Source organism: Shewanella insulae (assembly GCF_009831655.1).
Classification (GTDB): domain Bacteria; phylum Pseudomonadota; class Gammaproteobacteria; order Enterobacterales; family Shewanellaceae; genus Shewanella; species Shewanella insulae.
Genome location: NZ_WRPA01000022.1, coordinates 13330 through 33377 on the forward strand (window position 1 = coordinate 13330; position 20048 = coordinate 33377).

The 20048-nt window shown below is 56.2% G+C and carries 21 protein-coding genes; 10 read left to right on the plus strand and 11 right to left on the minus strand.

The window, feature by feature from the left end; all coding sequences use genetic code 11:
* Window positions 1–13: 13 nt before the first annotated feature.
* The 3 genes from lpoB (at window position 14) to GNT65_RS18285 (ending at window position 3848) form a co-directional block, all read left to right on the plus strand.
* Entirely contained in the window at window positions 14–607 is a 594-nt protein-coding gene (gene lpoB / locus GNT65_RS18275) for a penicillin-binding protein activator LpoB (protein ID WP_160798638.1), read from the plus strand.
* 242 nt (window positions 608–849) lie between these two features.
* Window positions 850–3489 (plus strand): ERAP1-like C-terminal domain-containing protein, encoded by a 2640-nt coding sequence (locus GNT65_RS18280; RefSeq protein ID WP_160798639.1) that lies wholly within the window; start codon window positions 850–852, stop codon window positions 3487–3489.
* 146 nt (window positions 3490–3635) lie between these two features.
* Window positions 3636–3848 (plus strand): hypothetical protein, encoded by a 213-nt coding sequence (locus GNT65_RS18285; RefSeq protein WP_160798640.1) that lies wholly within the window; start codon window positions 3636–3638, stop codon window positions 3846–3848.
* A gap of 71 nt (window positions 3849–3919) precedes the next feature.
* On the opposite strand, the gene GNT65_RS18290 is transcribed toward GNT65_RS18285, so the two are convergent.
* Both GNT65_RS18290 and GNT65_RS18295 read right to left on the minus strand, forming a co-directional pair.
* Window positions 3920–4486 carry a phosphoribosyltransferase gene (locus GNT65_RS18290; RefSeq protein ID WP_160798641.1) on the minus strand — a complete coding sequence of 189 codons (567 nt, stop codon included), beginning with the start codon at window positions 4484–4486 and terminating at the stop codon, window positions 3920–3922.
* 262 nt (window positions 4487–4748) lie between these two features.
* Entirely contained in the window at window positions 4749–6521 is a 1773-nt protein-coding gene (locus GNT65_RS18295; RefSeq protein WP_160798642.1) for an alkaline phosphatase D family protein, read from the minus strand.
* 358 nt (window positions 6522–6879) lie between these two features.
* Between GNT65_RS18295 and GNT65_RS18300 the strand changes: the two genes are divergently transcribed.
* Complete coding sequence (locus tag GNT65_RS18300) at window positions 6880–7299, plus strand: CBS domain-containing protein (RefSeq protein ID WP_160798643.1); 420 nt, start codon at window positions 6880–6882, stop codon at window positions 7297–7299.
* Between the two features lie 48 nt (window positions 7300–7347).
* Here the strand turns inward: GNT65_RS18300 and GNT65_RS18305 are convergent, their stop codons facing one another.
* Window positions 7348–8037, minus strand: coding sequence for an LrgB family protein (locus GNT65_RS18305; protein ID WP_181006369.1), 690 nt, complete (start codon window positions 8035–8037; stop codon window positions 7348–7350).
* 13 nt (window positions 8038–8050) lie between these two features.
* A complete protein-coding gene (locus GNT65_RS18310) occupies window positions 8051–8470 on the minus strand; it encodes a CidA/LrgA family protein (protein WP_160798644.1) in 420 nt (139 codons plus the stop codon).
* 100 nt (window positions 8471–8570) lie between these two features.
* Here GNT65_RS18310 and GNT65_RS18315 point away from each other — a divergent pair, with 100 nt between their 5' ends.
* Complete coding sequence (locus GNT65_RS18315; protein ID WP_160798645.1) at window positions 8571–9464, plus strand: LysR substrate-binding domain-containing protein; 894 nt, start codon at window positions 8571–8573, stop codon at window positions 9462–9464.
* Between the two features lie 4 nt (window positions 9465–9468).
* Here the strand turns inward: GNT65_RS18315 and GNT65_RS18320 are convergent, their stop codons facing one another.
* Together GNT65_RS18320 and GNT65_RS18325 are read right to left on the minus strand one after the other, a co-directional pair.
* Entirely contained in the window at window positions 9469–10116 is a 648-nt protein-coding gene (locus tag GNT65_RS18320) for a peptidylprolyl isomerase (RefSeq protein WP_160798646.1), read from the minus strand.
* A gap of 110 nt (window positions 10117–10226) precedes the next feature.
* Complete coding sequence (locus GNT65_RS18325; RefSeq protein ID WP_160798647.1) at window positions 10227–11150, minus strand: DUF808 domain-containing protein; 924 nt, start codon at window positions 11148–11150, stop codon at window positions 10227–10229.
* A gap of 315 nt (window positions 11151–11465) precedes the next feature.
* On the opposite strand from GNT65_RS18325, the gene rpiA reads away from it, so the two are divergent.
* On the plus strand, window positions 11466–12125 hold the full coding sequence (gene rpiA / locus GNT65_RS18330) for a ribose-5-phosphate isomerase RpiA (RefSeq protein ID WP_041510159.1): 660 nt from the start codon (window positions 11466–11468) through the stop codon (window positions 12123–12125).
* Window positions 12126–12221: 96 nt separating this feature from the next.
* Here rpiA and GNT65_RS18335 read toward each other — a convergent pair whose 3' ends face one another.
* Window positions 12222–12863 (minus strand): NAD(P)-dependent oxidoreductase, encoded by a 642-nt coding sequence (locus tag GNT65_RS18335; RefSeq protein ID WP_160798648.1) that lies wholly within the window; start codon window positions 12861–12863, stop codon window positions 12222–12224.
* Between the two features lie 105 nt (window positions 12864–12968).
* Between GNT65_RS18335 and GNT65_RS18340 the strand changes: the two genes are divergently transcribed.
* From GNT65_RS18340 to GNT65_RS18355, 4 genes are all read left to right on the plus strand, one after another.
* Window positions 12969–13889 (plus strand): LysR family transcriptional regulator, encoded by a 921-nt coding sequence (locus tag GNT65_RS18340; RefSeq protein ID WP_160798649.1) that lies wholly within the window; start codon window positions 12969–12971, stop codon window positions 13887–13889.
* Between the two features lie 203 nt (window positions 13890–14092).
* On the plus strand, window positions 14093–14686 hold the full coding sequence (locus tag GNT65_RS18345) for a LysE family translocator (RefSeq protein ID WP_160798650.1): 594 nt from the start codon (window positions 14093–14095) through the stop codon (window positions 14684–14686).
* A 66-nt stretch (window positions 14687–14752) separates the two neighbouring features.
* Entirely contained in the window at window positions 14753–15040 is a 288-nt protein-coding gene (locus tag GNT65_RS18350; RefSeq protein WP_160798651.1) for a helix-hairpin-helix domain-containing protein, read from the plus strand.
* A 127-nt stretch (window positions 15041–15167) separates the two neighbouring features.
* Entirely contained in the window at window positions 15168–16355 is a 1188-nt protein-coding gene (locus GNT65_RS18355) for an AAA family ATPase (protein WP_160798652.1), read from the plus strand.
* Between the two features lie 31 nt (window positions 16356–16386).
* On the opposite strand, the gene GNT65_RS18360 is transcribed toward GNT65_RS18355, so the two are convergent.
* The 4 genes from GNT65_RS18360 to GNT65_RS18375 form a co-directional block, all read right to left on the minus strand.
* Window positions 16387–16761 carry a PH domain-containing protein gene (locus tag GNT65_RS18360; protein ID WP_160798653.1) on the minus strand — a complete coding sequence of 125 codons (375 nt, stop codon included), beginning with the start codon at window positions 16759–16761 and terminating at the stop codon, window positions 16387–16389.
* 209 nt (window positions 16762–16970) lie between these two features.
* A complete protein-coding gene (locus GNT65_RS18365; protein WP_160798654.1) occupies window positions 16971–18884 on the minus strand; it encodes a peptidase U32 family protein in 1914 nt (637 codons plus the stop codon).
* 167 nt (window positions 18885–19051) lie between these two features.
* Window positions 19052–19369, minus strand: coding sequence for a cupin domain-containing protein (locus GNT65_RS18370; protein ID WP_160798655.1), 318 nt, complete (start codon window positions 19367–19369; stop codon window positions 19052–19054).
* Between the two features lie 17 nt (window positions 19370–19386).
* Window positions 19387–19923 carry an SRPBCC family protein gene (locus GNT65_RS18375; protein WP_160798656.1) on the minus strand — a complete coding sequence of 179 codons (537 nt, stop codon included), beginning with the start codon at window positions 19921–19923 and terminating at the stop codon, window positions 19387–19389.
* Window positions 19924–20048 lie beyond the last annotated feature (125 nt).

The window sequence follows — 20048 nt, forward strand, 5'->3', positions numbered from 1 at the left end:
AATCGGTATTTTTATGAAAAAATTCAACCTCATTTTTATCATCGCCGTGGCGATAGGCCTGGCGGGCTGCCAATCTAGGGTACAGTACGGTGATGCAACTGAAGTCGAAACCGTCAATGAAAACTTCGGTTCTACGGATCTGCAGGCGATCACCGCCAAGATGGTCGACAGCATGCTGAGCTTCCCGCCAGTGGTGGCCATGACAGCCAAAGATCGCCCCGTCATCTTCGTCGACAAGATTAAGAACAAGACCTCAGAGCATATAGACACCGAATCGGTGACCGACTCCATCAGCAACAAGCTGCTGCGCTCTGGCAAGTTCCGCTTCATCGACATGACCAAGGTCGACACGGTGCGCAAGCAACTGGATTATCAAAACAATGCCGGCATGGTTGACCCTTCGACCGCCATCAACTTTGGTCGTCAGATCGGTGCCCAGTACATGCTGTATGGCAACCTGTCGAGCATAGTCAAGCAAGATGGCAGCACCAAGGATGTCTACTACAAGATGACCATGCGCCTGATGGATCTGGAAACCGGCCTGATCGAATGGTCTGACGAGAAAGAGATACGTAAGACCAAGTCGAAATCTTTCCTCGGCATGTAAGCTAGCCTCTCCTTTGAAAAACCAGCCTTGGGCTGGTTTTTTTGTGCCTTGCCGTCGGCTACCAGCCGCCTAAAAAAGGCGAAGAAACAGAAATTTTGTCGATAAATTCTACTGCCAAGGAGCAGAGTCGGGTAGAATGTGGCGGCCTCTGGCACGCCTGATCGGCGTGGGCAGTTACCCGCCCCAGTGAATGCCAGCGAAGCCGAAAAGCCCTCGAGCAAATAGAATAAGAAGGACCCGTTTTGAGACTGTTTTCCCTGTGCGCTAACCTCCTCCTCTGCCTCCTTATCGGCGCATGTCAGAGCACCTCCCCAGGCAACAAACAGAGTAGCGAAAAGTCCCTCGGCATCACCGCCAGCGTTGCCAAGCAACGCGCCAGCAGAGTCAGCCAGGTCAGCTACCAGCTGCACCTGGATCTAACCCAGACGAGGCGATTTAAGGGCGAGGCACAGATCCAGTTTGAGCTCGCCGACACCCAGCAGGCCTTGAGCCTAGATCTGCAACAGGCGCTTATCAGCCAACTGCTCATCAACGGCCAGAAACTTTACCCCAACTATGATGGCCATAGGCTAGTTATTCCGGCCAGCCTGCTACAGGGCGGCGCAAACCTGATAAAGGTGAACTTTAGCAGTCCCTATAGCCATGACGACCAGGGGCTCATCGAGTTTATCGACCCTAAGGATGGCCTTCGCTATCTCTACAGCCACTTCCTGCCCTCTAGCGCCCAGACCCTGGCGCCGCAGTTCGATCAGCCAGATCTCAGGGCAAGTTACCGACTGAGCGTATTGGCACCCAGCAACTGGCAAGTCGCCAGCGCGGCCAAGGTGCAGAGCCATCAGCCAGAAGGAGAGAGCCGTCAGCCAGAAGGAGAGGGCCGTCAATCTGTAAGCGAGAGTCGCCAGCCGCAGGGTGACAACAGCCTGTGGCAGTTTATGCAGAGCGAGCCGGTCAGTCCCCACAACTTTTCCCTGCTCGCCGGGCCTTATCAGATCTGGCAGAGTGAGGCAGAAGGAATAGCGTTACAGCTGTTTGCCCGTCAGTCCCAGGCAGAGTCTATCGATGCCAAGAGCTGGCTGGCACAAACCGGGCAGGCCCTTGACTACTATCAACAGCGCCTGGGCAGCAAATATCCCTTCAGCCATTACACCCAGGCGATAGCGCCTCACCTGCCGAGCGAGTTTCGCGCCAATCACGCCCTGACGAGCTTCAACGAGAATAGCCTTCATGGCACGCCTCGCCGAGAGATCCTGCGGGCATTGGCACAGCAGTGGCTGGGCAACCTGGTCACCCTCAAGTGGTGGGATCAGCTCTGGCTAAACCAGAGCCTGGCCAATCTGATTGCCGACGATGGCGAGGCGCAGCTCTTTGGACAGACAGATAATCAACAGAGTTTCATTCGCAGCCCCGTGCAGGTGGAGCAGCAGATCGCCAACAGCCTGGAGCTCTTCTCCCAGGATCGCCAGCCAAGCCAGAACAAGGCAATGGCCCAGCTTAACCAGCTAAAGTTTTTGTTGGGAGACGCCCACTTCTACCTGGGTATAGGTCAATATCTCGAGCGCTTTGCCCTACAAAATGCCGACCTGAATGACTTTGTGCAGAGTCTCGAGAGCGTCACTAAGCAGCCGCTGAGTCAATGGAGTCAGGCGGCCTTTAAACGCGCCGGCGTCACCAGCCTGAAGGCCGAGTTCAGTTGCCGCGGCGATCGCATCACCCGCTTTAACCTCAGACAAGATAACGGCGATACCGATAGCATACAGAGAGTCAAGCTAGGCCTGTTTACCCTAGGGCGTCATGGTCTGCACAAGAATCTGGTGAGCGAGGTCAGTTACCAGGGAGCAAGCACCGAGGTTAAACGGCTCAAGGGGGTTCGCTGCCCCGATCTGGTATTTAGCAATTATCAGAACAAGGCCTATGTCAGGGTCAAGCTGGACCAGGTTTCTCTCGAAACCGCCCTCATGCACCTTGGCAGCCTGGAAGAAGCAGAATTAAGACGCATGCTATGGCAGTCCCTGTGGGAGTCGGTACTGGCCGGCGAACTCCCCCTGCCCCGCTTTGTCGGCAGCGCCCTGGTGAACCTGCCGGATGAAACCGATCCTCAGGTGCTGATCGCTGCTCAAGAAAAACTAAAACAGGCCAAGGCCCTGCTAGAGCAGATGAGCCCCAATCAGCAGCGCTATAGCCGCCAGGCCCTCAACGCCATCGCCCAGATGAGTCTGCGCCTGAGCATCAGCAACAAGTCTTCCCCCGCGCTGCAATCTCTGTGGTTCGATAACTACCTGCACTTCGCCGTCAGTCATCAGGCAAAAAGTCATCTGGCGGCGCTGCTGGAGCAGAGAGAATCGCTGCCCGGCGTCACGTTGACACCCGGGCGTCGCTGGCAGATAGTCACTCACCTCAATCGCTATGACTATCCAGGCAGCGAACGACTCCTGCTCAAGGAGAAGCGAAACGATAGCTCACCCGAGGGGCAAGTGGCGGCGCTCGGCGCCCAAGTCGCCCGCCCTGTCGCAAGAGAGAAACGCCAGTGGTTCGAACGCATCCAGGCCCACACCAAGGAGAGCGATCCTCAGCTTCTCGAGAAGTTGACCCTGGTGATGCGCCATCTCTATCCCAGTGAGCAGAAGGTCCTGAGTCAGGCCAGTGCCGAGCAGCGCCTGGCCGAGTTAGCCGCTCTGGATAGACGCAACAGCCAGACCTTCATGAAGAGCTACACGGCTAATCTGCTCCCCAGAAGCTGCAGTTATGCCGGCCTGGTAAGGCTTGAGGCGCTGCTCGATAGGCCGGAGGGCTTTAGCCCTATGACCCTTAGAGGCATCAATCAGACCATAGCCGCCGAGCAAGAATGTATCCGCGTACTGGAGGCGATGCAGCCAAATCCTTAACACAGGTTAGATCTAGCCAGGCCCTCGTAAGCAGGATAGATAAAACAGGATAAGGGCCTGGTAGCGAAACATTTTTGGGGTATAGTGGATCAACAGGCACAGGAATCTCTAGGTCAACTGGCCCTAGTATCGACAGGAGCAACCCTATGGGCATATTTCAACTCGCCGCCATCGCCATCATAGGCGCCTTCGCCTTCGCGGCCTTTAAGGAGCACAACAGGCGGCAAGCCAGTGTGGACAATAGTGAAATTGATGAGCTTAAGGCCGAGATAGATAGGCTGAAATCCCGCATCGCCACCCTGGAGAAGATAGTCACCGACAAGGCCTATCAATTGGGTGACGAGATAGACAAGCTATAGCTAGAATTAGCAACAATAAAAATGCCACCCTAAGGTGGCATTTTTTATGCTGCTAATCGTGGCTAGACGCGTTATACGAAAAGCTCTTTGATGTTCTTCAGATCGCTCTTACCGTTGGCGATCTCCTCTGGCGACAGGCCTGAAACCTCGTGCGGGAACACCAACCAGTCTTCCGACTCGTGGATGAAGTAGTCAGGCTTCAAAGATACCGCAGTATTCTTCGGCTTGTAGTAAGGGCAGGCAATACGCACATCGGTTGGCATGTTGAGACGCATCAGCTCGGTCAGCTTCTCTTTCAACGCATGGATGCTGCGGCCAGAGTCGAACACGTCATCAACAATCAACAGGCCGTCACCGGCGTTGGCGTTCTCGACGATATAGTGCAAACCATGGACCTTGATCTGCTTGCTCTGCTTGTCTGTACCTATGCCATAGTAAGAGGAGGTACGCACGGCAATATGATCCGTCTCGACCTGCTTGAAATCGAAATATTCCTGGACCGCAATCCCTATCGGGGCACCGCCACGCCATATGCCGACAATAAACTGTGGTCTAAAACCGCTCTCATAAACTTGCGCCGCAAGGCGAAATGAATCTTCCAGCAATTCCTGTGCGGTAATAAAGTGTTTCTCAGACATCAGGCCGTCCCCATCTTATTCTATTTGGTCTTTGAGAGGGAGGAAGGTAATCCTATCGATTAGGCTTCGCCCCAAATCCAGCGTAGCACAAGGGGCGCGTATTGAACTTCAACACGACGACAATCGACGCTGCGGGATTTGGAGCTGAATTTTATACTAAAAAAACCGCCCATGCAGAACTAAATAGCGAAACTTGGACGGAGGATGCACTTTTGAAGGCAAAAAAGCCGCCTAGAAGGCGGCTTTTTATCTTAAAGCAGACTTATGCCGCGGTGATCTTAGGCTCACCAGCCTTCGTCATCGCCGCATAGTGCTTGTCGGTGGCCTCGCTGAACTCGCTGTCGAGAATGGTATCGACAAAGTGCCAGTCGCTGCGCACCGCCTCGGGGGTGAAGGTCAGCACCATGAAGCCACGGTCTCTTAAGTTGGTATACTTAAGGCCATCGACCAGATCGACGACGCCGGCCTCGGTCACGCTCTGCTGATCCGCAGGAATACCAAGGTAATACTCGAGTCCAGGAGAGGATACCGAGCTGGTAGCATACTCGACACCCACCAGATCACCATGGCTATCCTTAAGCTCGTTGGCCCAGGCGTTATGGGTATCGCCGGCGATAACCACCAGGTTAGCCCCCTTCTGCTTGGCCGTCGCCAGAATCACCTCACGCTCGTAAGCGTAGCCGTCCCAGGCATCCAGGTTGTAGGGAATAGCAGGCAGTTGCAGCAGCGCCATCACCTCAGGTGTCAGCTTGTGCTGATTACCTATGAGGTAGCTGTATTCCTGTGGTGTAAGGGTGGGATCATTGGCCGCCGCGCGGGCCGCCAGCTGCGCCAGGGCCCCGAGTTCGGCGTATTCATAGACGGAGAGCTTCTGCATGGCGATCGCTGCAGGCAGCATCATGGTGCCCATCAATATCTGCTGCCCTAGCACCTGCCACTTACCCGTGGCGTTTAGCATGCTGGCCTGTAACCACTGCAGCTGGTCGGTGCCCAGCAGAGTACGCTCTGTGCTGGTCACATCCGCCATGAAACGGGCACTGTCCAGGGCGCCGGTGGCGGCATCGACATAGTCGGCGTAGTCCAACTGCTTATCACGAGCCAACACACGGGTGTCTAGCATATGCAGGTCGACCAGATCGCCGAAGCTGAATGAGCGGTAGATCTCCTCGTGGTTGCCTTCGCGCCATGGGCGAATAGGCAGCCATTCGAAATAGGCTTGCAAGGCCCCCATCTTACGGGCCTCGAAGTCGCCCTCACCCTCGTTGTGGTTTTCGGCGCCATCAGACCAGGTATCATTAGCCACCTCATGGTCATCCCAAACAGTGATAAAAGGCACCTTGGCATGCAGGGTCTGCAAAGACTCGTCGCTGCGGTATTGACCGTAGCGAGTGCGATAATCAGACAGGGTAAAGAGTTCACCGGCAGGCATTACCTCGCGGCCCAGCTCGGCAGCATGTTCGCTGGCATAACCGCCACGGCCATATTCATAGATGTAGTCACCAAGGTGCACGACTGCGTCCAGGGCGTCCTGCTGGCTCGCCAGCTGGTAGACATTGAAGTGACCTGCGGGATAGTTGGCACAAGACATCACCGCCAGCTTGACCTGCTCGACGGCGCCTTCGGGCAGCGTCTTGGTCATGCCGACACTTGAGACCTGCTCGCCGGACATGAAGCGATAGTAATAAGCCGTGCCCGAATCCAGGCCTATGGCATCGACCTTCACAGTGTAATCACGATCGGCGTTGGTGGTGGTCTCGCCGTTTGAGATCATCTGGGTAAAATTGGCGTCGGAAGCGATCTCCCAGCCGACCTTGACGTCACCGTCGGTGTCAGGGGTTACTCGGGTCCAGAGGATCACTGCGCTGTGGGTAGGGTCGCCACTGGCGATACCGTGTAGAAATTGAACCTTAGGGGCGGTTTCCTGCTTTTCATCGTCACTGCTTGAACAGCCCATCAGGCCATAGGAGACAACGGCGGCACCGACACCCTTGGCCGACATGGCCAGAAAATCCCTGCGAGAATAATTGGTTTTCATTGTTATTCCTTTATTTGAGCCGGTTATCCCTTGTGCCCTCGGTTCACATCGTGTGAAGCTGAAAACCCATACAGCGAAAGATAACTGACCTTGTTATTGTTATTCCTGGTAAGAGGTCTAATGACTCTAATTATCAATTAACAATATTGCAAAATTATTATGATCTCGGCAACCGCTAGTTTCGCCTGTCCGCCAAACCGATGGCAGCAGAACATCTTGAAGCCTGTGAGATTATGAATAATTGGCAGCACAAAGCACCAGGTTTCAGGCCCATTAATCATCCTACAGTTTACATTTTCCTTACAGGGCGAAAATAGCTGTTATGATGAAAGCATCCCCATAGTTGAAGGAGTCGACCATGAGAGTCAGCGATATCATGACCACAGACACTGTGTGCATCAGCGATCAGGCCACCACCAAGGATGCCCACCTCTTGATGAGCAGCCGCGGCGTGCGTCATCTACCGGTCATCAGCGAAGCCGACGGTACCCTGGTAGGCATACTGACTCATAAGAAGATGATCAGTACTGTCGTCGGCATACTGAGCCATTACGGCAACGAAGGGCTGGATCGTCAGGAGCGGCGCACCTCGGTGGCCGAGATCATGGATAAGGAGTTTCAGAAAGTTACCCTGGATGAGCCCTTGGCCGTCGTGGTGGATTACTTTATCGATAACAAGCTGGGCTGCCTGCCTGTGGTCGATGACAATCACAAGGTGATCGGCATTCTGACCTCGTCGGATTTCGTCAAGCTGTGCGCCTCGCTGCTAAAACAATAAGGCTGTAAATCGGACAATCACTGGGGCCTTTGGCTAAACCCGAGATCGCTACACCAGCAGATAGGCGAACAGCGGCGCACCGACCACCATGGCGATGCCGGTAAAGATCATGGTGAGGCTAGCTACCACCCCTTCCTCCCGGCCATATTCGGCGGCCTTGGCCGCCCCCACCCCGTGGGCACTGGCGCCCAAGGCGGCGCCTTTTGCCAGAGGGCTAGAGATCTTAGCCAGCCTGAATACCGGGCCACACAAGAGCATGCCCAGCACACCCGTCATCAATACCAGTACGGCGGTGAGATCCGGCACGCCGCCAAATTCGCGGGTCGCCTCCATGGCAAAGGGAGTCGAGACCGAACGCACCAGTAGGCTGTGGGACAACTCGGGCGGTAGGTAGATCACCCGCGTCAGCAACCAGGAGGAGATCAGGCCCGCCAGCAGGCCGGTGAGCACGCCCAGGGTCAGGGTCAGCGGGTAGCGACGGATCAGATGCCGCTCCCGATAGATGGGCAGGGCGAAGGCGATGGTCGCCGGCGCCAGCAGCATACTGAGATAATGGTTGTATTCGAAATAGGTGGGCAGCGGAATGGCAAAAACCACCACCAAGGCCAGCAAAAATCCCGGCGTCAATACCATAGGTGACAGCCACCAGTGACCGAAGCGGCGATAGAGGCGCTTACTCAGGCCGTAGCTGACCAGGGTCGCCAGCAAGCAGCCAAGGCCGAGCAGTGACAGGTGCATTGAGCCCAACATATTAGACACTCACCGTCTTGACCGCGCCGGCCTGTCTGATGCGGCGCTCATACTTGAAGACTCTGTCAATCACAAAGCCGGTGATCAGCAAGACGCTGACACTCCCCAGCACTAAGGTACAGAGCAGGCTGACGCCATACTGCTCCAGCAGCGGCGCATAATGCATCGAGGCCACCACGGGTGGAATGAAGAAGAGCAACAGCTCGCCGAGCAACCAGGCGGCGCCACGGGCCACAAAACGTTCAGGTAGCCAGTTAAGCGCCAGCAGGGCCAGCAAGGCCGCCAGGCCAATTACGCCGCTGGGTAGCGGCAGCGACAGGCGAGTCACCAGCCATTGGGCTGCCAGCGCCAGCAGAGACAGTAACCCCACCTGCAACAACAGCTGCAACAAGTTTCTAAGTGGAGGAAGGTAAGTTGCCATGAAAAACTCTGTGTAACGAGAAGATATGAGGATCTTACGCTTGCTATTTAAATAAAAAAAATGAATATTATTTATAAAATAAATCACCAAAAGCTATTCAATGGATCTTAAGGCGCTTCACTACTTTGTCGAGATCATCGCCTCGGGGGGCTTTAACCGCGCCGCCGAGCGGATCCATATCAGCCAGCCCGCGCTGTCCAAGTCTATCGCCCAGCTGGAGAGCGAACTGGCGCTGCCCCTGCTCACCCGAGGCAAGCGGGGCACTAAGGTGCAGCTCACTCCCCATGGCGAGGTGGTCTACCGCCACGCCCTCAGGCTGCTTGAAGATAAACAGGCGATGGTGGAGGAGCTAGCACAGCTGAAGGGACTCAATCGCGGAATACTGAGACTGGGTCTGGCGCCGCTGGGCAGCGCAGAGCTGTTTGCCCCCATCATCGCCAAGTATCGTCAGGCCTATCCAGAGATAGAGACTCAGCTGCTGGTTCGCGGCGGCGTCGAGCAGACCCAGGCCCTGCAACAGGGGGAGATAGAACTGGCCACCGGCATTATCGAACTCAGGGATCGCTATGAAGGGATCGCCATACATAACGAGCCTATGGTGGTGGTACTTCCCAGCGAGCATCCCCTGGCCCGGCGCTCAGAGATCCCACTGAGCGAGCTCGATGGCCAGGCGCAGATCCTGTTTGAGTCGGAATTCTCCCTACATGAAATGGTGATCAACGCCTGCAAGCAGGCCGGTGTGAGCATCAAGAATCCCACCCTGGTGAACCAGCCGGAGTTTGGCGTCGCCCTGGTGGCGGCCGGGATCGGCCTAATGCTGCTACCTAAATTTATTGCCGAGCGCTACCGCCCCGACGCGGTGATCACCCGCCCACTGACCCAGACGGATCTCAGCTGGCAGATGAGCCTGTTTTGGCGTGAAGATCTCAGCCTCTCCTTTGCGGCCCAGGCGATGATAGATCTGGTCAAGCATCATCAGGCGAGCGGCGCCTAAGCGCTCATTCTGCCGAGATGGGGCATTCGCTTGGGGCGATACCTTGGATCACTATATCCTCCAGCGGCACGTCGCTATAGTCCCCCACCCGGGTGGTGGCCACTATGCCTATCTGATCCACCACCTCCATGCCAGACAGCACCCTGCCAAACACGGCGTAGCCGGCACTGCTGGCGCTATAATCCAGCTGCGGATTGTCTAAGGTGTTGATGAAAAACTGTGAAGTGGCCGAATCGCTCTGGCGGGCGCGCGCCATGGCCAGGGTGCCCCTGAGATTGCTAAAGCCGACGCTAGCCTCGTTTTTGATGGGCGCCTTGCCCGGCTTAGGCACCATGCCAGAGGTGAATCCGCCCCCCTGGATGATGAAGTTGTGGATCACCCTGTGAATCAGGGTGCCATCGTAAAAGCCATCGTCGACATAGCCGATGAAATTGGCGGCCGATTGCCGCGTATGCTGGCTATCTATGCCTAGGCCAACCTCTCCCAGACTCGTGGTCATGGTGAAGCAGGCATCTATGCTCATCTCGGGCACAGGCCCGGTCACCGGCGGATTGGGAATAACACCATTGCTGCCCTCTTCACCGCCGCAGGCCGTTAAGCCCAAGAGCAGCAATACACTAAGCACCAACTTGCCTCTTATTTGCTTTTTCATCACAGTCCCCAAAGCGTGTCACATTAGGGATGTTACGAGGCGGTAAATTAGAAAACAATATAAGATACAAGTTGTTACTGATACATTATGCTACATCTGATGGCCCATTATCAGTTGCGAAAGCGCCCAATCAGCGACATCACCACAAGGGCCACTGCGCCCACCAAGACACCAAACAGGGCGTTGAGCAGACTCGGGGTCATCCAGGCCAAGACAGGCCCGACTATGGTCAGTGCCGCCACCCAATGGGCCGCCAGCTCAAACACCTCGGCAATCTGATGTATCCCATGGGTGAGGATACCGCCGCCCACCATAAACATGGCGATGGTGCCCACCACTGTGAGTCCACGCATCAGGTGAGGCGCGGCATTTACCAGGCCACCACCTAGTTTACGTCCCAGACGGCGCAGCAGGCCATTCCCCTGACGCTGACTCAGGTAGAGCCCGGCATCATCCAGCTTGACGATGCCCGCCACCAGGCCGTAGACACCTATGGTCATCAGCACGGCGATTATAGCCAGGGTCACCACCTGGGTCATGAAGCTACTCTCGGCCACCACCCCCAGGGTGATGGCGATGATCTCCGCCGAGAGCACGAAATCGGTGCGGATCGCACCGGCCACCTTCTGTTTCTCGAAGGCCTTGAGATCCTCGGCCGCCTTGGCCATGTCGCTCTCACTCATGGCGGGCTCATGCTTATGGGTCAGGGAGTGATATACCTTCTCGAACCCCTCATAGCAGAGAAACAGGCCGCCGAACATCAGCAGCGGCGTCACCGCCCAGGGGATGAAGGCGCTGATCAACAGCGCCGCCGGGACCAAGATCAGCTTATTTCTCAGCGAGCCCTTGGCCACCGCCCACACCACGGGCAGCTCACGATCGGCGTTGACGCCTGATACCTGCTGGGCGTTTAACGCCAGATCGTCCCCCAACACCCCGGCCGTCTTACGCGCCGCCACCTTACTCATCAGGGCCACATCATCCAAAATGGCTGCAATATCATCCAACAAGCTCAATAGACTCGCGCCCGCCATGCTCTCTCCTTACTCTCTCATCTGTATCTTTACCCGCCGCCCGAGATGGGCCTAAAGGCGATCTCATCGCCAATGTTGACGGCTAATGACTCTTGTTGAAAGCTAAATTACTCTGGCTCAATGCATTTTTCCAGAGGGCGCCAGACAAAACCCCTGCCGCGGGCCCAAGTTGAGAGATTTCACACAGTTTTCTCCTTGGGTCTGGATGATAAATTCTGCGCTAAAGTAACAAACTGCGTCATTTGACATACTCCCGGGGAGAACTAAAGGTATAATGACGACAAAATGCTTCGTTTATCCTTATAGGAACTCCTTATGACTCAAGATGAAATGAAAAAAGCCGCCGGATGGGCCGCGCTCGAGTATGTTGAGAAAGACAGTATTGTCGGCGTAGGTACCGGCTCGACCGTTAACCACTTTATCGATGCCTTGGCCACCATGAAGGCGGATATCGAAGGCGCCGTGTCTAGCTCTGAGGCCTCGACCGAGAAGATGAAGGCCCTGGGGATCCCGGTTTTTGACCTGAACTCTGTCGATCAACTCTCTGTCTATGTCGATGGTGCCGATGAGATCAACGGCCACATGGACATGATCAAGGGTGGCGGCGCCGCATTGACCCGCGAGAAGATTGTTGCCGCCGTGGCAGACAAGTTCGTCTGCATAGTGGATAACACCAAGGAAGTCGAGGTATTGGGCGAGTTCCCGCTGCCGGTAGAAGTTATTCCTATGGCGCGCTCATACGTGGCCCGCGAGTTGGTGAAACTGGGTGGCGATCCTGTCTACCGCGAGGGTGTGGTCACAGATAACGGCAACGTGATCCTCGATGTCTACAACATGAAGATCGTTAATCCAAAAGAGCTGGAAGAGCAGATCAACCAGATCGTTGGCGTGGTCACCAACGGCCTGTTCGCCAACCGCGGCGCGGACGTCCTACTGGTCGGCACCCCTGAAGGCGTTAAGACGGTTAAGCCATAGGCCGAATCAATAGCCATTAAAAAAGCCACTCAACGAGTGGCTTTTTGTTTATCTGGGCTACTTGGCCATCTTGGCCGGACGGCCGGTTTCTCTACTCTAGTACGCCACGCTGATCCGCTGGCGGGCATAGTCATCTGTATCCACCAGATCCAGCATAGCCTTGGCGTAATCCGCTACCGAGATGCGGCTGCGCCCTTCCTCGTCGGTGAAAAACTTGTCGCCGCCGATACGATATGGCCCTTCGCTGGCACCAGGATAGATCTCGGCAGCTGGGCTGACAAAGGTCCAGTTAACGGCCGAATCACTCACCCTAAACACCTCAAGCGCCTCGCCCTGAGCCAAGGCCTCATCCTTATACTCTGGCGGGAAACCCGGCGATTGCACCAGGGTATGTCCGTGAGCCAGCTCGAGACTGCCGGCGCCGCCGACCCACAACAAGCGCTTAACCTGAGTATTGGGCAACAGCTCGAGCAGCGCCTTGGCGCTCTGGGGCACCAGTTGGTGCTGACCAGAGGCTCGTCCGCCCACGGCGGCGATCACCAGATCTATGCCCTCGAATACCTGGGGGTCGATACCCTGCTCCAGATCTATAACCCGCGTCGTGACCCGACCGACTAACTCACCCGTTATTTTAGCCGGGTCTCTCACCAAGGCGGTGACCGGCAGCTGACGACGCTGCGCCTCTTGCATCAGGGCGCTACCTATCCAACCTGTGGCGCCAATGATCCCTATATTCATCTTCTGTTCCTCACTGTCTGATTAAATTGACATCAGTTTACTTAGCCTAAATATCGTGATAAACAGCTTAAATAGAGCATCATTGTTTCAATTTGAGTTACTAATATGGATAAGATCAGCGCGATACGTAGCTTCGTCGAGGTGGCCAGCTGCGGCAGTTTTACCCAGGCCGCCGAGCAACTGGGCCTCAGCCGACTACAGGTTTCCCGCCACATACAGGAAGTGGAACGCTGGCTGGGGCTACGCCTGTTACATCGCACCACCCGCAGCGTCAGCCTGAGCGTGCAGGGCGAAGAGGCCTTTATCTATTGCCAGAAGATCCTCGATGAGGTCGCGGCGCTGCAAAACCGCGCCCAACGCCACAGACAGGAGTTGGTCGGCAGCATACGTATCGCCTCTCCCATAGGTCTGGGCCAGGCACTGCTGTTCGATGCGGTGGACGACTTTACCCGCGAGCATCCCGAGGTCAAGGTGCAGCTAGTGCTATCGGATGAACTGGTACAGCTTGTCGATGAGCGAGTTGATATCGCCCTGCGCTACACCCAACAGCCGGGTGAGAGCCTGATCGCCCGCCGTTTGATGCATATAGACTCGGTGCTGTGCGCCTCACCTGACTATCTCGCTGGCCATGCCCCCATCACCACCCTAGAGGACATCACGGCGCACAACTGCCTGATCCACGCCAGCCAAACCAGCTGGCTGTTTGTCAAAGACAATCAAAACATTTCGCAGCCGGTTTACGGCAACCTGCAGGCTAACGACATGGGCGTCCTCCTCAAGGCGGCGCTGCGGGGCAAGGGGCTTATTCATCTGCCCTGCGATCTCGCCAATGCTCATCTGGCGTCGGGGGAATTGGTCGAGCTGCTGCCAGAGTATCACCTGCCGGGTAAGACGCTGTGGGCCGTCTATCTCTCGCGCAGCTATCAGCAGCATCTGATTCGACACTTCATCGATTTTCTCGCCGAGCGCTGGCAGCAAGATATTCTCAAGCAACCCGCCCCGGTAAGCAGGAATTTGAGAGTGTAATGAAACCTGTGCAGCCCTAGCTAGGTGCAGCACCTAGGAATCTCGTAAGCTTTACCGCCAGGCTACCGCTAGGTGTTACGCTAGCCTTGCAGCCGGACCCCGCGCCAAATTAGCCCCATGGCTTTACACAGGAGCCGTTCAGGCTAAGATGCTCAATCCGGGCAAATGGCTTGCCCGCTAAAGGTGCACACAAGGAGCCAGGCATGTTGGAATCAATTGTTTCGTTAATCGCCGCCACCGGATTACTCCTGGGCTCGCCCGGTCCGGCGCCGCTGGCACTGGCCGCCACAGGCGCCACCTTTGGGATAAGGCGAGGCGCCCCCTTCCTGCTGGGCATACTCCTTGGGCTATCAGTCGCCATCGTCGGCGCCAGCGCCGGGCTTGCCGCCCTGTTTAGCCGCTTTCCCGACCTCAGGCTCACCTGCCAGTTACTGGGCGCCGCCTATATCGCCTTCATCGCCTATAAGATTGCCAGTGCCCCCTGCACCCAGTTAGATGACGCCCAGCAGGCGCCTAGCTTCAAGGATGGTTTCATCCTGAACCTGCTCAACCCAAAGGCCTATGCGGCCTTTCTGGCGATATTCTCGCAGTTTTTACTGCCACTGGAGAATACGGCCTTGGGCTATCTGGCCACTGGCATCTGCGCCTTGCTGGTAGCAACTCTGGTAGACAGCCTCTGGCTGATCTTCGGTGGCCTGCTGCGTCCGCTGTTTTCCAGGCCGAAGGCCGCGAGGGCCCTGCGTATCTTCTTCGCCGTCGCCATGCTAGTCGCGGTTGGTTATGCCTTGCTGGCCTAGCTAGCCGCTGACAAGCCGCATTAAACGCCGTACACTAAAAGCGCCAGAGAGCAGAAGAGAAGCCAGATGTCAGCGCGCGATACCATCATAGAGTTCACCACGATCCCCAACGTGGGTAAGGCCACGGCGGAGGATTTTTATAAGCTCGGCCTGCATCACCCCAGGGAGATTATCGGGCTGGATCCCTATCAGATGCACGCCCAACTCGAAGTCATCACCCAATGTCGTCACGACCCCTGTGTCATAGATGTGTTTATCGCCGCGGTACGTTTCATGGAAGGGGAAGAATCCCGCCCCTGGTGGCACTATACCCCGGAGCGTAAGGCGCATCTGGCCAAGCAGAAACAGGGATAAGCAGCGACAGGAGCAAGCTCACCTCACGCCGGAGCGCTTATGGCATCTAGCAAGTAAAGATGCCACTATGGCCCCAAGCCAAAATTAAACTCACCCTCAACGACTAAAACCACGAGAAAAGAGCGCCATGCTGACCACCTTAGCCATCAACAACTACCGTTCGCTACGAGACATACGCCTGCCTCTGGGTCGGCTCAACCTGGTCACGGGCGCCAACGGCAGCGGCAAGTCCAACCTCTACAAGGCGCTTAGGCTGCTGGCACAGACGGCCCAAGGCGGCGTGGTCAATGCCCTGGCCCAGGAGGGCGGGCTGGACTCCTGCTTCTGGGCGGGGCCGGAAAACCTCACCAAGGGGATGTTGAGCGGCGAGACAGAGATAACCCCCACGGTGCGCCAGCAGACCAAACGACTGAAGCTGGGCTTTGCCGGTGATGAGTTCAGCTACCTCATCGAGCTAGGGCTGCCCAAGCCCGACAGCACTACCTTCTTTGGGCTAGACCCTCAGATAAAGCGTGAGGCGATCTGGGTCGGCACTAAGTATCGACCCGCCGCCGTACTGGTGGAACGACGTGGCCCCATGGTGAAGGGGCGCGCCCAGCAAGGGGGACAAGATGGCTGGCAGAGCCTGAATCAGCATATGCAGCATGGCGACAGCATCTTTACCGAACTGTCCGATCCCACCCGCACGCCCGAGGTGCTAAGGCTCAGAGACAGCATCCGTGCCTGGCGCTTCTACGATCATTTTCGCAGCGACAGCGAGGCCCCCGCGCGTCAGCCCCAGCTGGGCACGCGCACCCCAGTGCTACACCATGACGGCCGGGATCTGGCCTCCGCGATTCAAACTATCTTCGAGATAGGCGATAAGGAAAGCTTCGATGAGGCGGTGAGCGACGCCTTTCCCGGCGCCCATGTCACCATAGGCTACCAGGCCAGTGGCCTGTTGAGCGTCAACTTTCACCAGCAGGGGCTGCTAAGGCCCCTCAACGCCCAGGAACTCTCCGACGGCACCCTAAGGTATCTGCTGTTGATCGCCGCCCTGCTCACCCCAAGGCCACCAGAGTTGATGGTGCTCAACGAGCCAGAGACCAGTCTGCACCCGGATCTGCTACCGGCACTGGCGAGGCTTATCGCCAAGGCGTCTAATCTGTGTCAGCTCTGGGTAGTCTCCCATGCCAATCGACTGATCAATGCCCTCAACGAATTCGAGCAGTGTCAGCTGATCGAACTCGACAAGCAGCTGGGGCAGACCAAGATAGTGGGGCAAGATCTACTGTCGACACCAGGCTGGAACTGGCAACAAAAAGCCCAGGGCTAGGCCAGGGCTTGATAAAAATAACGAAGGCGAGTTATAGAGAGAAATTGGCAATTGTCTTCTGAATGCCCACGACGTCGGTGCCTTTCTTCAGCTCCTTGACCAGGGGATCTTTCTGCCCCGAGATCCATAGCTTTAACTCGGCGTCCATGTCGAAGGTTCCGGCGGTTTCCACTTCAAAGTGGGTGATCGCCTTGTAGGGCACTGAGTGGTAACTCACCTTCTTGCCGGTGACTCCCTGTTTGTCGATAAGGATGAGTCGCTTGTTGGTAAATACAAACATGTCGCGTATGACACGGTAAGCCAGTGCTAACTGCTCGTTGTCTCCCATGATAGGCCCCAACTCCTGAGCCAACTCATCCAGGTTAACTTCGGCAGCATTGCCCATCAGCGAATCTAACAGTCCCATATATTTTCCTTAATAGCTGAAATGAGGTGTATCCCAGGGAAGGGGCGAACAAGTCGTCGCACAGCCCCGCAGGGCGAGGCTTACAGCGGTATTTGCTGCGTTACAGCTCTTGCGAAGGACTAGGGCCATTCGCTGCAAACTGTGCCTTGCATCTATCCACGTTAAGCACACGCAGAGCAAGCACGGAACTTATTCTCACCTTCCCTAGCCTATACCTGACGGTTAGCGCCGACAACCATCATTTCGCATTTAGGACAGTCGAACACCAGTTTCAATACATCTTTACCTATCTCTATCTGCAGCGGCTCCGCCTTGATGCCGGGCACCTCCTTGGGGCAGAGGTTAAAGTTAAAGCGCAGGCAGTGCTTGGTCACCATCAGCGGCGCGTCTTCGGTCACGCCGTTCTTCTCATAGGTGTCTTCTATCTCGATCACCCCGTGGCGGGTATAGAAGTCTTTCGCCTTCTCGTTGGCGACGTTACCCATGAAGCTCAGATGCTTAAAGGGATAGGTGGCGTCCTGATTATATTTCCACGCCTGTGGGCGCTCGTAACCCTCGACGCGCGCCAGCTCCAGGGCGGCGACCGTGTCACGGCGCAGACCGTTGAGCAGGGAAGCCGGCATAAACCAGGGGCTGGCGGTCTCGATATTGATCTCGCGGGCCTCGAAGTCTGTGCTGCCAAGCTTTCTTAGCTGCTTATTCAGGTTCTGCATCGCCTTCTCGACGTCTGTGGCCGGGGTCTTCTCCATCGCCAGCTCACGGGTGGCGCTCAGGCCATATTGGTCGGTCATGGTCAGGGCGACCCCCTCCGGGGTATCGCTCAACGTCATGTCCACCTTGATGATCCGCTTAGACGACTCCTTGGCCAGCACGGTTTCGAACGCCTGATCATGGTTACGATACAGGGTAGCACCCACCTTAAGATCGCCCGGCACGGCGATCACATACAGCTTACTGCCGTCGGCACGGTTGACCCTGAGCCCCTGCAGCTTATCGTCAGACTGCTTGGCCTTCTCATAGTTCGGCGGGAAGTAACACAGGCCGTCACCGTTGTTGAAGCTGTGGGTCGATTCAACCTGAATAAAGTCTTTCCCCAGGGCCGCCACCTTGCCCACCTCTTCGCCGATGTATTTGGGCGAACGGAAGTCGCTGACCCCCTGGCTACGTTCGTTAACGAAGTAGTCGGTGCGGCCACGGTTAAAGGTCTTCTCGGTGTTAGGCGTGAAGCTGTGTTCGCAGCGGCCATGGCTCGAGGCGACAAACTCGGGGCGGCGCGCGATGATCTTATCCAGCTCCTGGCGATAGTGAGCGGTCACGTTCTTCACATAGCTGAGGTCTTTGAGGCGACCCTCGATCTTAAAGGAGCGAATGCCGGCGTCGATCAGCGCCTCTAGGTTATCGGTCTGGTTGTTGTCTTTGAGCGACAGCAGGTGCTCATTTTGCGCCAACACCTCACCCTGACGAGTCTTAAGATCCCCCGGCAGGCGACACATCTGCGAACACTCGCCGCGGTTGGCGCTGCGGTTACTAAAGGCGTGACTCAGGTTACACAGGCCGCTGTAGGCGACGCACAGTGCGCCGTGGATGAAGAACTCCAGCTGCATATTGGTCTTAGCCGCCACGTCGCGGATCTGACTCAGACCCAATTCACGGGCGAGTACTACCTGTGAGAAGCCCACCTGCTCTAAGAAGGCGACCTTCTCTGGATTACGGTTATCCATCTGGGTACTGGCATGCAGGGCGATAGGTGGAATATCCAGCTGAAGCACCCCCATATCCTGCACGATCAGGGCATCGGCACCGGCCTCATACACCTGCCAGATCAGCTTCTGCGCCGCCTCCAGCTCGTCGTCCATCAAGATGGTGTTGATGGCGACAAACACCTGGGCGTGATAGCGATGGGCAAACTCACACAGACGGGCGATATCTTCGACGCTGTTGCCGGCGGTCGCCCTGGCCCCGAAGGCTGGTCCACCGATATAGACGGCGTCGGCACCATGCTTGATGGCCTCGATACCATAGTCGGCATTCTTGGCGGGGGCCAGGAGCTCGAGGCGGTTTGAGCGGGTGGTTACCGGCGCACTGGCGGCGCTATCGGGGATAAAAATCTCAGGCTTGTCCATGAGGAGTCTCGAATCAGATCACAGATAGATAAAAATTAGGGGCGCGATTATAACAGACCTGGCTCACAAAACACCTCGCCATCGCGCATTTTTTAGCCGAATTAGTCATTCATCGGGCTCCAGAGCAACTTGATTATCGGCTCTAGCTAATGCCAGTCGTCTAACACTCAGTAATGCACCGCCAGCCAGAGGGTCTCCTCATGTTCACTGGTCCAGCTAACCCTGTGGCGACAATGGACGGGGATATTAAGATGATCGCCCACCTTAAGATGCACCACCTCACCCTCCTCGAACACTAAGCGTGCCTCTCCCTTAAGCACCATGACCCACTCGTTTCTGTCCTGATCGTACCATTGCCCCTCTGGGGTGCGATGGGCCTTGGAGACGATACGCTCGATCAACACTGCGCCCGTATCCACCAGTGGCTCGAACACCTCGAGGGTAAGATCGTCCGGCAGGGACGCAAAGATATTTTGCTTATCCATGGCCATCCCCCTCAGATTCAGTTGCTCTCGAGTAGGGTCTTGAGGTTACTCAGCCCCTGGCTGAGATCCCGCTCCACCATGGCATCAATCTGCATCAGCGGCAGCAGGATATTCATGGGATAGGCCATGTGGCCGCTAAAACCCCAGTGTACCTCGGTCTGATTCGGCCCAAGGGCATCTGTGGTGATATAGGCGGGCGACACCGCCTCAAACGGCGTCTTAAACCTCAGCTCATACTCGATACGCTTACCGGGAAAGATCGCCATGATCTCCTGCTCTCCCGCGCCAACATCCGGGTTATCGCTGTGCCAGCTTGAGACAAAGCCGACTGTACCATCCTCGCCGCGATAACTCTTCTCCATGGCCGTGTCCATCTTGGCCCAGACGCTAAATTGTTCCTGGTTTTTGAGCTTTCTCAGGAAGTCGAACACCTGATCCGCCGGCCTGTCGATAACAATCTGGGTATCCACGCGGTAATCTTCTTCGATAAAGAGGGCAGCAATAAAGGGGGATGAGAGCAACAGGAGTACGAGTATCAGGAGTTTCTTTAGCATGACGGGTTCCTTAGCAGGCAGGCGATGACCCTAGTGGCTGGCACTAAATCATCTGGCCTAATGGTATCTGTCATAACATAGCCAAGAATCAGGGTGTTGGAAAGCGGCATCACGACCAACACCGG

Bases quoted from the DNA above. Each gene is read 5' to 3' on its own strand.
- lpoB (WP_160798638.1), top strand. From the start codon at position 14: ATGAAAAAATTCAACCTCATTTTTATCATCGCCGTGGCGATAGGCCTG.
- GNT65_RS18285 (WP_160798640.1), top strand. From the start codon at position 3,636: ATGGGCATATTTCAACTCGCCGCCATCGCCATCATAGGCGCCTTCGCC.
- GNT65_RS18290 (WP_160798641.1), bottom strand. From the start codon at position 4,486: ATGTCTGAGAAACACTTTATTACCGCACAGGAATTGCTGGAAGATTCA.
- GNT65_RS18295 (WP_160798642.1), bottom strand. From the start codon at position 6,521: ATGAAAACCAATTATTCTCGCAGGGATTTTCTGGCCATGTCGGCCAAG.
- GNT65_RS18300 (WP_160798643.1), top strand. From the start codon at position 6,880: ATGAGAGTCAGCGATATCATGACCACAGACACTGTGTGCATCAGCGAT.
- GNT65_RS18305 (WP_181006369.1), bottom strand. From the start codon at position 8,037: ATGCACCTGTCACTGCTCGGCCTTGGCTGCTTGCTGGCGACCCTGGTC.
- GNT65_RS18310 (WP_160798644.1), bottom strand. From the start codon at position 8,470: ATGGCAACTTACCTTCCTCCACTTAGAAACTTGTTGCAGCTGTTGTTG.
- GNT65_RS18315 (WP_160798645.1), top strand. From the start codon at position 8,571: ATGGATCTTAAGGCGCTTCACTACTTTGTCGAGATCATCGCCTCGGGG.
- GNT65_RS18320 (WP_160798646.1), bottom strand. From the start codon at position 10,116: ATGAAAAAGCAAATAAGAGGCAAGTTGGTGCTTAGTGTATTGCTGCTC.
- GNT65_RS18325 (WP_160798647.1), bottom strand. From the start codon at position 11,150: ATGGCGGGCGCGAGTCTATTGAGCTTGTTGGATGATATTGCAGCCATT.
- rpiA (WP_041510159.1), top strand. From the start codon at position 11,466: ATGACTCAAGATGAAATGAAAAAAGCCGCCGGATGGGCCGCGCTCGAG.
- GNT65_RS18335 (WP_160798648.1), bottom strand. From the start codon at position 12,863: ATGAATATAGGGATCATTGGCGCCACAGGTTGGATAGGTAGCGCCCTG.
- GNT65_RS18340 (WP_160798649.1), top strand. From the start codon at position 12,969: ATGGATAAGATCAGCGCGATACGTAGCTTCGTCGAGGTGGCCAGCTGC.
- GNT65_RS18345 (WP_160798650.1), top strand. From the start codon at position 14,093: ATGTTGGAATCAATTGTTTCGTTAATCGCCGCCACCGGATTACTCCTG.
- GNT65_RS18350 (WP_160798651.1), top strand. From the start codon at position 14,753: ATGTCAGCGCGCGATACCATCATAGAGTTCACCACGATCCCCAACGTG.
- GNT65_RS18355 (WP_160798652.1), top strand. From the start codon at position 15,168: ATGCTGACCACCTTAGCCATCAACAACTACCGTTCGCTACGAGACATA.
- GNT65_RS18360 (WP_160798653.1), bottom strand. From the start codon at position 16,761: ATGGGACTGTTAGATTCGCTGATGGGCAATGCTGCCGAAGTTAACCTG.
- GNT65_RS18365 (WP_160798654.1), bottom strand. From the start codon at position 18,884: ATGGACAAGCCTGAGATTTTTATCCCCGATAGCGCCGCCAGTGCGCCG.
- GNT65_RS18370 (WP_160798655.1), bottom strand. From the start codon at position 19,369: ATGGATAAGCAAAATATCTTTGCGTCCCTGCCGGACGATCTTACCCTC.
- GNT65_RS18375 (WP_160798656.1), bottom strand. From the start codon at position 19,923: ATGCTAAAGAAACTCCTGATACTCGTACTCCTGTTGCTCTCATCCCCC.